Source organism: Polaribacter sp. WD7 (assembly GCF_003335085.1).
Taxonomy (GTDB): Bacteria; Bacteroidota; Bacteroidia; order Flavobacteriales; family Flavobacteriaceae; genus Polaribacter.
Map to the genome: position 1 here is coordinate 72,404 of NZ_QPEJ01000015.1, position 13,769 is coordinate 86,172.

A 13,769-nucleotide genomic window follows, 5' to 3' on the forward strand; every position below is an offset into this window, starting at 1 on the left:
TTATTAAAATTACTTTTTTTCTTCTGTAGTTTCAGCAACTTCAGCTTTAGCTTCTTCTTTTTTAGGAGCTTCTTTTACGTCTTTTGCTTTTTCTTTATCAGCTTTTCTGTCTGATAAACCTTCTGCAATTGCATCTGTAACAAAACCTAAAACTTTGTCTATAGATTTAGAAGCATCATCATTTGCAGGAATTACAAAATCTACTTGTCTTGGGTCAGAGTTTGTATCTACCATTGCAAAAATTGGAATGTTTAATTTTTGAGCTTCAGCTACAGCAATGTGTTCTTTTTTGATATCGATAACAAACAAAGCACCTGGTAAACGTGTCATATCAGAAATAGAACCTAAATTCTTTTCTAATTTTTCACGCTGACGGTTAATTTGTAATTTTTCTCTTTTAGATAAAGCATCAAAAGATCCATCAGTTTTCATTCTATCAATAGAAGCCATTTTTTTAACAGCTTTTCTGATAGTAACAAAGTTAGTTAACATACCCCCTGGCCATCTTTCTGTAATGTAAGGCATGTTTACTGCTTTTGCTTTTTCTGCAACAATATCTTTAGCTTGTTTTTTTGTAGCTACAAATAAAATTTTACGTCCAGAGTTAGCAATCTTTTTTAAAGCTTCTGAAGTTTCTTCTATTTTAGCTGCAGTTTTATACAAATCGATGATGTGTACACCATTACGTTCTGTATAGATATAAGGAGCCATGTTAGGATCCCATTTTCTAGTTAAGTGTCCAAAGTGTACACCACTGTCTAATAATTCTTGAATGTTTACGTTTGCCATTTTTTAAATGTGTTTACTTTCTGTTTTGAAACCAATGGTTAAGTAGTCTTAAGAGTCTTAACCATTTAGATACTAAACTGTTATTAATATTTGATAACAGTCTCTTACAGTAAATAGTTGCTGATACAAGTTCAGCATAACCATTAACGTTTAGAGAACTGGAATTTCTTACGTGCTTTCTTCTGACCGAATTTTTTACGTTCAACCATTCTAGGATCACGTGTTAACAATCCTTCTGGCTTTAATACAGTTCTGTGCTCTTCGTTTATAGAAACTAAGGCTCTTGTAATTGCCAAACGAATTGCTTCTGCTTGTCCTGTTACACCACCACCGTATACATTTACTTTAATGTCATAAGACGTTAAGTTTTCTGTTAACATTAATGGTTGTTGTACTTTATATTGTAAAGTTCCTGTTGTAAAGTAACTTTTATAATCTTTTTTATTAACTGTAATGTTACCTGTACCTTCAGAAAGATAAATACGTGCAACTGCAGTTTTTCTTCTACCGATTTTGTGAACTATTTCCATTATTTATAATCGTTAAGGTTAATTGCTTTAGGTTCTTGACCTGCTTGTTTGTGCTCTGAACCTGCATAAACATACAAGTTTCTGTATAAAGCGCTACCTAATTTGTTTTTTGGTAACATTCCTTTTACTGCTTTTTCGATTAATCTTGTAGGATCTTTCTCAAACATTTCTGTCGCAGTTAACGATCTTTGTCCTCCTGGATATCCTGTGTGACGGATGTAAGACTTGTCTGTCCATTTTTTACCAGTTAGGTTAATTTTTTCTGCGTTGATAATAACCACGTTATCTCCACAATCTACGTGAGGAGTATAGTTTGGTTTGTATTTACCTCTAATTAGCTTAGCTACTTTAGAAGCTAGACGACCCAACGTTTGCCCGTCTGCATCAACTAAAACCCACTCCTTATTTACGGTAGCTGCGTTTGCTGATACTGTTTTGTAACTTAATGTGTTCATAATTACACTTTTAGTCTTTGTGCTATATTAATAATTTAATTTTTCCTTAAAAAAGGAGTGCAAATGTACCGCTTTTTATTGGATTGACAAATAGTGCGTTAGATTTATTACTTAGTTAAAAGTCTAGAATTAGAATTAACAAAAACTTAAGAGAATAGCGCTTTACTTTTGCCCTATGAAAATTGATGGTAATTTTATGTGATTGCTGTCTTTTAAATAACAATCTATTCATGAAATTTACCGCAGTTTTTGTTGTTCTATTTATTTGTTTTTCATCAAACGTTTTCACTCAGACTGAACAAGCTGTAAAAGTTCCAAAAAGAATATATACCACAAAGAGACTAATTAAAACACCTGTAATAGATGGTAAAATTAACGAAGGTGCTTGGGATGCCGTAGAGTGGTCTTCAGACTTTACAGAAAAAAACCCAGATGAAGGAACGCCACCCGCATATCAAACAAAATTTAAAGTAATGTATGATAAGAAATTCTTGTATGTTGCTATAAGAGCTTTTGATGACGAGCCAGAGTTGATTCAACAAAGATTAAGCAGAAGAGATGGTTTTCAAGGAGATCGGGTAAATGTTATTATAGACAGCTATCATGACAAAAGAACTGCTTTTGTATTTACTACAACAGCTGCAGGAGTAAAGGGAGAAGAGATTGTAAGTCAGAATGGGAACAATTGGGATGCCAGTTGGAATCCTATTTGGTATACAAATGCTGCTGTAGATGATAAAGGATACACTATAGAAATGAAAATTCCTTTTAGTCAATTGCGTTTTGGGAAAGCTAAAGAGCAAATTTGGGGTTTTAATATTAACAGAACCATTTTTAGATTACAAGAACGTTCTTTATGGCAAAGAATTCCGAACAATCAAGCAGGTTTTATTAGTGAATCAGGAGAGTTACATGGGTTAAAAAATTTGGTATCTCAAAAACAATTAGAAATTCAACCTTTTACGGTTTTACAATATGACAAATATCCAGCAGAACCAGGAAACCCTTTTAGAGATGGTAGTGATTTGACTTTAAATGCAGGTTTAGATGCCAAAATTGGAATTACAAACGATTTGACTTTAGATTTAACCATTAATCCAGATTTTGGACAAGTAGAAGCAGACCCTGGCGCTATTGCTTTAGATGGGTTTCAAATATTTTTTAGAGAACAACGTCCTTTTTTTGTTGAAAACTTCAATATTTTTGATTTTGAATTTGCTAACGGTCAAGACAATGTATTTTATAGTAGAAGAATTGGTAGAAATCCACACAGAAGCGCTAGTTTGCAAGATGGTGAGTTTGCAGACGTACCTCAAAATTCAACAATATTAGGTGCTGCTAAATTTTCTGGTAAAACTAAAAATGGTTGGTCTATTGGCGTTTTAGAAAGTGTAACGGCTAATGAATACGCTACCATAAGACAAACAGACGGAACTGAAAGAGAGCAAATTGTAGAGCCTTTAACCAACTTCTTTGTGGCAAGAGCGCAAAAAGATTTTAATAAGCGAAATTCTTTTATTGGCGGAATTTTTACAGCTACCAATCGTTTTTTGAATGGCGATTTTAATGAGCTTCATAAGGCAGCCTACACAGGTGGTGTAGATTTTCAGCACAATTGGAAAAATAGAGAGTACTACTTAGATGGTAATGTAGTTTTTAGTAAAGTTTTAGGAAGTGAAGAAGCTATTACAGCAACACAAAAAACGTTACGTCATAATTTTCAAAGAGTAGATGCAGATTATCTTTCTTTAGATGAAACAAAAACCTCATTAACAGGAACAGGGGGTAGACTCGAGTTGGGTAAAAATGGTGGAGGAAACTGGCGTTATAGTGGAGGTGCAATTTGGAGATCTCCTGAATTGGAATTAAATGATGTCGGATTTTTAAGACAAACAGATGAGATTATTCAGTTTGGAAACTTAAATTACTTATGGCAAGTTCCTACGGAAACATATAGAAATATAAACATTGGTTTCGAACAATTTTCAATATATGATTTTGGAGGTAACCTAAATAGAATAGGTTTAGAAGGAAAAGGTGAAATTAGTTGGATAAACAATTGGTGGACAGAAGGGGGTTATGGGATAAATACTAATTTTTTTGATAACTTTTTTTTAAGAGGAGGTCCAAGGTGGAAACGACCTAATACGGCTTTCGCATATCTTTTCTTTGGCTCTGACAGAAGTAAATTATTTAGCTTTACTTTAGGATATTCTAATAGACATTCTCAAGAAAGCGTTGTTGGTAGAGATCGTTTTGTAGTCAGAACCAACTATCAGCCTACAGATGCCTTTAGTATGTCTTTTAATGTTGAATATGCAAATTTATTTGACAGAACCCAATACGTAACAGAAACCGCTTTTAATAACGATGCACGTTATATTTTAGGTAGAATTCAAAATCAGACATTAACCACTACGTTACGCCTAAATTATAGTTTTACACCAGATATTTCACTTCAATTTTATGGGCAACCTTTTATTTCTAAAGGAAAATTTTCCAATCTAAATTACGTTTTAAATCCTTTAGGAAATAGTATTAATGATAGGATAGCTGTGTATGATGAAACCCAAATTTTGCTGACAGATGATGCAATTGCTATAGATGCTAACAATGATGGTGTGCAAGATTTCAATTTACCTAACGGAGGATATTTGGTAGATGAAAACCGAGATGGTGATGCTGATTATGCCTTTAGAAACCCTGATTTTTCGTTTGTACAACTGCAAACTAATTTAGTGGCAAGGTGGGAATATATTCCAGGTTCTGAATTATTTTTAGTTTGGGCTAGAGGTTCTGTAGGAAATACAGACACCGATACTGATTTGTTAAATAGCGTCTCAGACCAAGTATTCAGAGAACCAGCAAACGATACTTTTTTGGTAAAATTTACCTATCGTTTTGCTAGATGATTGAAACAAATGAACTGCTTATCTTTTCGATTTTTCAATAAAAAAGGTTTAAATTTCAATAAATTACTGAATCTTTTGGTAAATATTTAACAATATTTATCATTTTGTCAAATCTTTAATAAAAAATAAAATATAGTTTGTATATCTGAATATAATCTTTAGATTTGTCGCTCAAAACAAGAGCATTAAGATGTTAACTAACAATTTTACACGTTTCTATTTTTACTTTTACTTTTTTAGTAAAAGAAGAGACTTTGTATCATATTGTTAATCAAAACATAAAATATATAAAGTCTCGAATTAACTTCGAGGCTTTTTTTTTGATATCAAATTAATGAATAAAGTAATCGCTATACAAGGAGCAGAAGGCTCAAATCATCATAAAGTTGCTCGTGACTTTTACGGAGATAACATTCAACTAAAAGAATGCATGTCTTTTGATGCTTTGGTAGATAGTTTGTTAGATAAATCTGCAGATTTAGGAGTCATGGCTTTAGAAAATACGATTGCAGGGTCTATCATCCCAAATTATGCATTAATAGATAAAAATAATTTGCACATTATAGATGAAGAATATTTAAATATTCATCATCATTTAATGGCATTAAAAGGACAACAAATTCATGATATTCATGAAGTTTGGTCTCATCCCATGGCATTGTTGCAATGCAAAGAGTTTTTTAAACAATATCCTGAGATTAAATTGGTAGAAGATGTAGATACAGCTGAGGTAGCCAAGAGAATTTCAAAAGAAAACTTAAAAGGAATTGCAGCAATAGCACCAAAAATTGCCGCAGAAATTTTTGACTTGGCAATTTTAGAAGATGAGATACAAACCATAAAGGAGAATTCAACAAGATTTGTAATGGTACAAACCAAAGAGCCCAATAACGGAATAGATACTATTAACAAAGCTTCTTTAAAATTTCAATTAAATCATAAACGAGGTAGTTTAGCAGCTATTTTAAATGTATTGAGCGATTGTAAAATGAATTTAACCAAAATTCAATCATTACCCGTTATAGAAATGCCTTGGAAATATTCATTTTTTGTAGATGTTACTTTTGACGATTATTCAAATTATAAAAAAGCAGAGTCTATTATTCAAATAATGGCAGAAGAATTTAAAATTTTAGGAACCTATAAAAACGGCAGGCAATAGCCTAGAGTTGAACCTGTTTCCGAACCAAAAAATAAAGCAAATGATACAACCTGCTAAAAGATTAGACACCGTACAAGAATACTATTTTTCTAAAAAATTAAGAGAAGTAAGAAACCTTGTAGCTGCAGGAAAACCAATAATTAATATGGGTATTGGTTCTCCAGACTTACTGCCTTCGGCCGAAGTCTTATCGGCAATAGCCAACAGTTTACAAGATGCTACAGCACACAAATACCAATCTTACCAAGGTTTACCAGAGTTAAGAAACGCTATTTCTAGTTTTTATAACAATAAGTTTGCTGTTCACACGAATCCAGATGATGAAGTATTACCACTAATGGGAAGTAAAGAAGGGATAATGCACATTTCTATGGCTTTTTTAAATAAAGGCGATAAAGTATTAATCCCAAACCCTGGTTACCCAACATATACTTCAGTTACCAAATTAGTAGGATCAGAACCTTTATTTTATAATTTAGATCAGGCCAACAATTGGCAACCTAATTTAGATGAAATAGAAAACAAACTATTTTCTGACGATTTAACCGACGTAAAAATTATGTGGGTAAACTATCCGCATATGCCAACAGGAGCAAACGGAACGTTAGAAACCTATAAAGAGTTGGTTGCTTTTGGTAAAAAACACAATATTTTAATTGTAAATGATAATCCGTACAGCTTTATATTAAACGATAATCCTACCAGTATTTTACAAGTAGAAGGCGCAAAAGAAACTGCTTTAGAGTTAAATTCTTTAAGTAAAACTTTTGCAATGGCAGGATGGAGAGTTGGAATGTTGTTAGGGAATTCAAACTTAATAAACCAGGTTTTAAAAGTAAAAAGCAATATGGATTCTGGTATGTTTTATGGCATCCAAAAAGGAGCAATTGAAGCATTGCAAATTTCTGAAGATTGGTATACAAATCAAAATAAAATATACAAAGAGCGTAGAGCCTTAATTTGGCAGTTGGCAGATAAACTCAATACAACGTATGATAAAAATGCTTCAGGAATGTTTGTTTGGGCAAAAATACCAGAAGGAAAAAAATCTGAAGAAGTTACAGACTTTGTACTTTACGAAAAAGATATTTTTATTACACCAGGTACTGTTTTTGGAAGTCAAGGTGAAGGTTATATACGTTTTTCTTTATGTGTAGATTCAGAAACCATTAAAAAGGCAATAGCTAGATTATGAAAAATATCTATATGATTGGTATTGGTTTAATTGGCGGTAGTTTTGCAATCGACTTTAAAAAACACAATCCAGAAGTTATCGTACATGGAATTAGTAGAAAAGACGAAACACTAAACAAAGCGTTAGAATTAAAGTTGATTGACAAAAAAGCAACCTTAGATGATTTAGAAAAAGCAGATTTGGTTGTCATTTCAATTCCTGTAGATGCTACTGTAAAATTGTTGCCTACTATTTTAGATAAAATATCAGACAATACTTTAGTTATAGATGCGGGTTCAACAAAAGAAGCCATTTGTAAATCGGTTGAACATCATAAAAGAAGACGTAATTTTTTAGCATGTCATCCAATTGCAGGAACAGAAAATTCTGGACCAACAGCAGCTATATCTGGCTTATACAAAGGGAAAACAAATATTATTTGTGAAGTAGAAAAGACAACTTTTAAATTACAAGAAAAAGCTTTAGACCTTTTTAGAGCTATTGGAATGCGTATTAGATATATGGATGCAGTTTCTCATGACAAACATATTGCGTATGTTTCGCACCTTTCTCACATAAGTTCATTTATGTTAGGAAAAACAGTGCTAGAAAAAGAGAAAAATGAACGTGATATTTTTGATATGGCAGGTTCAGGTTTTGCGTCTACTGTTCGTTTGGCAAAAAGTTCGCCAGCAATGTGGACCCCAATTTTTAAACAAAATAAAAACAACGTTATAGAAACGTTAGAAGAATACATCAATAATTTACAAAGTTTTAAAGAGTTGATGCAACAAGATAATTTCTCTGAAATTTTTAACGAAATGGAGAATACAAATTATATAAAACAAATTTTAAACGGCATAAAATAAGAAGCCAAAATCGTTGAATATCAAGTTAAGAGTACATTTGTAATTCTGAGCTTGTCAAAGAATCTCAACACAAATTAATTATTAAAAATGAAGAATACAAAAGAATTAAGAACATGGTTGGATGATATGAATTTGCCACATCCACTAGTAATAGCAGGGCCTTGTAGTGCAGAAACCGAAGAGCAGGTTTTAAAAATTGCACACGAATTAAAAGATTCTGATGTAAACTATTATAGAGCAGGTATTTGGAAACCTAGAACAAGGCCAGGAAACTTTGAAGGTGTAGGTGCTTTAGGTTTAGGTTGGTTAAAAAAAGTAAAAGAAGAAACAGGTATGAAAACCTGTACAGAAGTTGCCAATGCTGCACACTGTAAATTGGCTATAGAAAATGACGTAGATTTACTTTGGATTGGTGCACGTTCTACGGTATCTCCTTTTATCATGCAAGAAATTGCAGATGCTTTACAAGGTACAGACAAAATTGTATTGGTAAAAAATCCAGTAAACCCAGATTTAGCATTGTGGTTAGGAGGTATAGAGCGTTTGTATACTGCAGGTATTAAAAACTTAGGAGCAATTCATAGAGGGTTTTCTACTTATGAAAAAACTAAATACAGAAATATACCAGAATGGCAATTGGCTATAGAGTTTCAAAATAAATTTCCAGATTTACCATTAATTTGTGATCCTTCTCACATTACAGGAAATAGAGAAATGATTCAAGAAGTATCTCAAACAGCTTTAGACTTAAACTTTGATGGTTTAATGATAGAAACTCATTTTGACCCAGATAATGCTTGGTCTGATGCTGCACAACAAGTTACACCAGATACGTTAAAGCAAATTATGCAAGATTTGCGTATAAAGAAGGAAACAAATACAGAGGTGGCTTACCAGAGTTCTTTAGATAATTTACGTGCTCAAATTAATGTTGCAGACAATCAATTGTTAGAAACTTTAGGAAAGAGAATGAAAGTTGCAGATCAAATAGGTGCGTTAAAAAAAGAAAAAAACGTTGCGGTTTTGCAATCTAAACGTTGGAATGAAATCTTAGGAAACATGATTTTAGAAGGAGAACAAAAAGGATTAAGTGAAGAGTTTGTTTTAAAAATGTTTAAAGCAATTCACCAAGAATCTATTAATCATCAAGAAAAGATTATTAACGGATAATTTTTGGGCGTTACCACAAGGGTCAGGCTTTCACTACTCACTTTTTTTGCAAAAGGCAAAAAAGAGTTCAAACAAACCGTTCAATCCTTAACGCGTATTGCTTCCAAAAAAAGCAAGTAATTAAAATTTACTTTTAGATTTTATAAAAACCCTTCAGATTTTCAAAACCTGAAGGTTTTTTTTTACGTCAAAACTATGCTTTCTAATATGTTTAATTGGTTAAAAACTAACCTTTCTATCAATACTATCACTTCCAGTAAAATTTCTTTTTCAAAAATTTTGTATCGAGAAGATTTTTAAATTTAACTAGTTCTCGATATAATTTTCTTATAAAATCGAAAATCACTCCAACTGACATTGTCGTTTTTACCTAAAATTCTGCATCTTTGTAATAATGACAGGAATCGTATATAAATCTACAGGAAGTTGGTATTGGGTAAAATCAGAGGATGGTATTTTACACCAATGCAGAATCAAAGGAAAATTTAGAATTAAGGGTATTAAAAGTACCAATCCAATTGCTGTAGGAGATAAAGTAGTTTTCGATTTAGAAAAAAAGGGAGATGAAGAAATTGGTGTCATAAAAAAAATACAAGACAGAGAAAATTTTATTGTCCGTAAGTCTGTAAACCTTTCCAAACAAACACATATTATTGCTGCAAACGTAGATCAAGTTTTTTTACTCATTACCATAAATAATCCACCAACATTTACAGCTTTTATAGATCGATTTTTAGTCACTACAAGGGCTTACAGAGTAGATACCGTTTTAATTTTTAATAAGATAGATGCCTATGAAATTGAAGAGCGAGCAGAAATATTGTATCTTAAAGACATTTATGAAGCTATTGGTTATACCTGTTTAGAAGTATCTGCAACACAACATAAAAATATAGATAAAATTAAAGAAATGATGTTAGGTAAAACATCAATGTTTGTAGGACATTCTGGGGTTGGCAAAACAACTTTGGTAAACGCTATTGAACCTTCTTTAGACCTTAAAACAAAAGAAATTTCTGAGCAACACAAACAAGGACAACACACAACCACCTTTGCAGAAATGTTTGATTTACCTTTTGATGCAAGAATTATTGATACCCCAGGGATAAAAGGTTTTGGTGTAGTAGATATGAATAAGTATGAGTTAGGAGATTATTTTCCAGAGTTTTTTGAATTAAAACAATATTGTAAATTTAACAATTGCTTGCATTTAAAAGAACCCAATTGTGCTGTTAAAGAAGCTTTAGAAGGTGAAGAAATTTCTTGGTCTAGATACAGAAGTTATTTGCAAATTATAGAAGGAGAAGAAGAAACAGAACATTATAGAACAGATATTTGGAATGAAGATGAAGAGTAACCTATGAAAATTGTAATTCAAAGAGTTTTAGAAGCAAGTGTTACTGTTGATGATAAAAAAATAGCATCAATACATGAAGGAATCTTGATTCTGCTAGGTATTGTTAATGATGACAATCAAGAGGATATTGATTGGTTAGTAAGGAAAATTATCAACCTTAGAATTTTTAACGATGATTTAGGTGTCATGAACAAATCTATCTTAGACGTTCTAGGAGATATTATTGTTGTAAGTCAATTTACCTTACACGCATCAACCAAAAAAGGGAATAGACCAAGTTATATAAAGGCTGCAAAACCAGCTATTGCTATGCCATTGTACAAAGAGTTTGTAGCCAAACTAGAAAGTGAAACCTCAAAAAAAGTGCAAACAGGTATTTTTGGCGCAGACATGAAAATAGCACTTCTTAATGATGGTCCTGTAACTATAATTATAGACTCTAAGAATAAACAATAAAGTCTCTTTGTTAAATTTCTATTAAAAATGGATTAAATATTTTCCTTGGAAAATAAATTAACCATATATTTGCCATGGAAAATAAATCCAAAAAAAAGAATCAAATCAAACAATTATGAAGAAAATAGTTTTATCGTTAGTAGTTATCGCCTCAGCTTTAACAGCTTGTAAAGAAAAAAAAGAAAAAGTAGAAGTTAAAGAAGAAGCAAAAGTAGAAGTAAAGGTTTCTGACTTAAATAACGTAGATGTAGCTGCATCAACTTTGTATTGGAAAGGTACTAAACCAACAGGTGCTCATAACGGAACAGTAGCAATTAAAGATGGAGATTTATTAATAGAAGAAGGTAGTATTAAAGGTGGCGAATTCGTAATAGACATGACGTCTATTAAGGTTTTAGACATACCTGCAGATAATGAAGGTAATGGAAAGTTAGTAGGACATTTGAGTAGTCCAGACTTTTTTGATGTTGCAAGCTATCCAACATCTACTTTTGTGATTACTAATGTAGAAAGTAAAGAAGGTAAAGTGCATGTTACAGGAAATTTAACTTTAAAAGATGTAACAAAAAGTATTACAATACCTGCAACTGTTTCTACAGAAAATGGTGTGACAACTTTTACTAGTGAAAAATTTATGGTAGATAGAGCAGACTTTAACATTAAATATGGATCAAAATCGTTTTTTGATAACCTTAAAGACAAGTTTATAGATGATAATATGGAATTGTCATTTGTAGTAAAAACAAAAGCTTAATAACCTGAAAATGAAACCTACAAAAAATATGAAAGCAGATAGACCAAAATGTGGATGTGGACTTACATCTGATAAAGATGGGTATTGTGATGGTTCGCATGTAAATAAATAGTAAGACTTCTAAATATTCATTTAGAATCAATTCAAATTCAATGATTAAGCCTAAAACTTTCAGTTTTAGGCTTTTTTTTTTAGATTTGGTGCTTACTATGATTAACAATTGCATGAAAAAGTATTTTTACATCACTATTCTTTTACCATTATTTAGTTACTTCTCTATTTGTGCTCAAGTAGTAGATTATTCCTCCTTATCAATCTCTCCCGAATTAAAAGAGAATGCAAATGCAGTAATTAGAAACCAATCTACAGAAATAATTATTGAGGATATCAATCAAATGGTAGTCAGAAAGTCTAAAACTGTTACTGTCTTAAATAAAATGGGAAATGCAGATGCGAGACTTGGAGAGAGTTATGATAATGATACCAAAATAACCAATTTATCTGTATTGATTTATAATGCTTTAGGAGAAGAAGTAAACAAGTTTAAAGAGAAAGACTTTAATGATGTTAGTGCAGTAGAAGGAGGTACTTTATACTCAGACTCTAGAGTTAAATACTTAGATTACACACCAGTTTCTTACCCTTACACTGTAGTTTTTTTATCAGAATATAAAACATCAACAACAGGTTTTATTCCATGGTGGTTTCCAGTAAATGGATATTATGTTTCTGTAGAGAATAGCTCATACGTAATTAAAAACCCTAACCAAATACCTTGGCGAAAAAAGCAATTTAATTTTGAAGGTTTTAACATAGAAGAGCAAGAATCTAAAAATGAGATAAGTTACGTTTTACAAAATCAACAAGCTTATGTGTATGAGAGAAACGCAATACATTATAGAGATTTTTTACCAAAGGTTATAATTGCTCTAGATAAGTTTCAATTAAAAGGTGTAGAAGGTAACTATTCTAATTGGAAAGAATTTGGCAAGTGGATGTACGAAAAATTATTGCTAGGTAGAAATGAATTAGATCAAGTAACTGTGGCAAAAGTAAAATCTTTAGTAGAAAGAGAAACAGACCCTATACAAAAAGCAAAAATTGTTTACGAGTATATGCAAAGTAAAACACGTTATATTAGTGTTCAAGTTGGTATTGGTGGCTGGGAGCCTATAGCATCTAACAGAGTAGATCAGGTTGGTTATGGAGATTGTAAGGGGCTAACCAATTATATGAAAGCACTTTTAGACGCAGTTGGGGTTACCTCTTATTATACTGTAGTTTACGCAGATGAAAAAAGAGATATAGATAAAGAATTTTCATCAATTCAAGGAAATCATGTTATTTTAAATATTCCAGATTCAAGTGGTAAAGATATTTGGCTAGAATGCACAAGTCAAACAATACCTTTTGGTTTTTTGGGAGACTTTACTCATGATAGAAATGTATTGGTGATAACTCCAGAAGGTGGGGTTATTAAACGTACAACATCTTATAAAGGAGAAGACAATATTCAAACTTCAAATGCAAGAATTACACTTTTACCTACAGGAGATGTAAAAGCTGTTTTAAAGAGAGTTTCTAAGGGTTTACGTTATGACGATAAGTTTAATTGGGAATCAGAATCTCAAGAAGATTTGATTAAAAAATACAAATCTGAAATTTGGAGCTATAATAATAATTTGGAAGTAGAAACTTTAGGACTACATAACAATAAAGAAGAAGTAACCTTTACAGAAAAACTAGAGATTAGTATTCAAAATTATGCAACTCTCAATGAAAATGAATTTTTATTTCGTGTAAACGTTTTTAATAAAAAAAGTTTTGTACCTAAAAGATATAGAGAAAGAAAATTACCATTAAAAATAAGTGAAGGTTATAAAGACGTTGACCAATATTCATTTGAACTGCCAAATGGTTATGTGTTAGATATCTTACCTCCAGAAAAAAAACTAACTACAAAATTTGGTAGTTACAATGTACTCTTTACAAAAGTAGACGATACCCATTTTAATTTTAAAAAAACTATAGAAATAAAAGAAGGTGTTTATCCAAAAGAAGATTACAAGGCATACAGAAGTTTTAGAAGAAGTATAGCCAAATATGAAAACTTAAGAATAGCAATTAAAAAGGAAAAATAA

The 13,769-nt window shown here is 31.5% G+C and carries 12 protein-coding genes; 9 read left to right on the forward strand and 3 right to left on the reverse strand.

Features of this window, described 5'->3' with window-relative positions; translation table 11 throughout:
• Positions 1-9: 9 nt before the first annotated feature.
• From rpsB to rplM, 3 genes are all read right to left on the reverse strand, one after another.
• Positions 10-789: a 30S ribosomal protein S2 gene (rpsB, locus tag DUT90_RS02915; protein ID WP_114425223.1), complete on the reverse strand. Its 780-nt coding sequence runs from the start codon at positions 787-789 to the stop codon at positions 10-12.
• A gap of 143 nt (positions 790-932) precedes the next feature.
• On the reverse strand, positions 933-1,319 hold the full coding sequence (gene rpsI / locus DUT90_RS02920; protein ID WP_114425224.1) for a 30S ribosomal protein S9: 387 nt from the start codon (positions 1,317-1,319) through the stop codon (positions 933-935).
• Positions 1,319-1,774 carry a 50S ribosomal protein L13 gene (rplM, locus tag DUT90_RS02925; RefSeq protein ID WP_114425225.1) on the reverse strand — a complete coding sequence of 152 codons (456 nt, stop codon included), beginning with the start codon at positions 1,772-1,774 and terminating at the stop codon, positions 1,319-1,321. The genes rpsI and rplM overlap by 1 nt, the downstream gene beginning before the upstream one ends.
• A gap of 230 nt (positions 1,775-2,004) precedes the next feature.
• Here rplM and DUT90_RS02930 point away from each other — a divergent pair, with 230 nt between their 5' ends.
• The 9 genes from DUT90_RS02930 to DUT90_RS02970 all read left to right on the forward strand — a co-directional run bounded on the left by DUT90_RS02930 (position 2,005) and on the right by DUT90_RS02970 (position 13,769).
• The gene (locus DUT90_RS02930; RefSeq protein WP_114425226.1) at positions 2,005-4,686 is read left to right on the forward strand and encodes a DUF5916 domain-containing protein; all 2,682 of its coding nucleotides are present in this window, start codon (positions 2,005-2,007) and stop codon (positions 4,684-4,686) included.
• A 334-nt stretch (positions 4,687-5,020) separates the two neighbouring features.
• A complete protein-coding gene (locus tag DUT90_RS02935) occupies positions 5,021-5,848 on the forward strand; it encodes a prephenate dehydratase (RefSeq protein WP_114425227.1) in 828 nt (275 codons plus the stop codon).
• A gap of 40 nt (positions 5,849-5,888) precedes the next feature.
• A complete protein-coding gene (locus DUT90_RS02940; RefSeq protein WP_114425228.1) occupies positions 5,889-7,043 on the forward strand; it encodes a pyridoxal phosphate-dependent aminotransferase in 1,155 nt (384 codons plus the stop codon).
• A complete protein-coding gene (locus DUT90_RS02945) occupies positions 7,040-7,891 on the forward strand; it encodes a prephenate dehydrogenase (protein ID WP_114425229.1) in 852 nt (283 codons plus the stop codon). Before DUT90_RS02940 ends, DUT90_RS02945 begins: the two co-directional genes overlap by 4 nt.
• Positions 7,892-7,978: 87 nt before the next feature.
• Entirely contained in the window at positions 7,979-9,061 is a 1,083-nt protein-coding gene (locus DUT90_RS02950; protein WP_114425230.1) for a bifunctional 3-deoxy-7-phosphoheptulonate synthase/chorismate mutase type II, read from the forward strand.
• Between the two features lie 394 nt (positions 9,062-9,455).
• The gene (gene rsgA / locus DUT90_RS02955; RefSeq protein ID WP_114425231.1) at positions 9,456-10,418 is read left to right on the forward strand and encodes a ribosome small subunit-dependent GTPase A; all 963 of its coding nucleotides are present in this window, start codon (positions 9,456-9,458) and stop codon (positions 10,416-10,418) included.
• Between the two features lie 3 nt (positions 10,419-10,421).
• Entirely contained in the window at positions 10,422-10,874 is a 453-nt protein-coding gene (dtd, locus tag DUT90_RS02960) for a D-aminoacyl-tRNA deacylase (RefSeq protein ID WP_114425232.1), read from the forward strand.
• A gap of 115 nt (positions 10,875-10,989) precedes the next feature.
• Entirely contained in the window at positions 10,990-11,628 is a 639-nt protein-coding gene (locus DUT90_RS02965) for a YceI family protein (RefSeq protein ID WP_114425234.1), read from the forward strand.
• Positions 11,629-11,852: 224 nt separating this feature from the next.
• The gene (locus DUT90_RS02970; RefSeq protein WP_114425236.1) at positions 11,853-13,769 is read left to right on the forward strand and encodes a DUF3857 domain-containing protein; all 1,917 of its coding nucleotides are present in this window, start codon (positions 11,853-11,855) and stop codon (positions 13,767-13,769) included.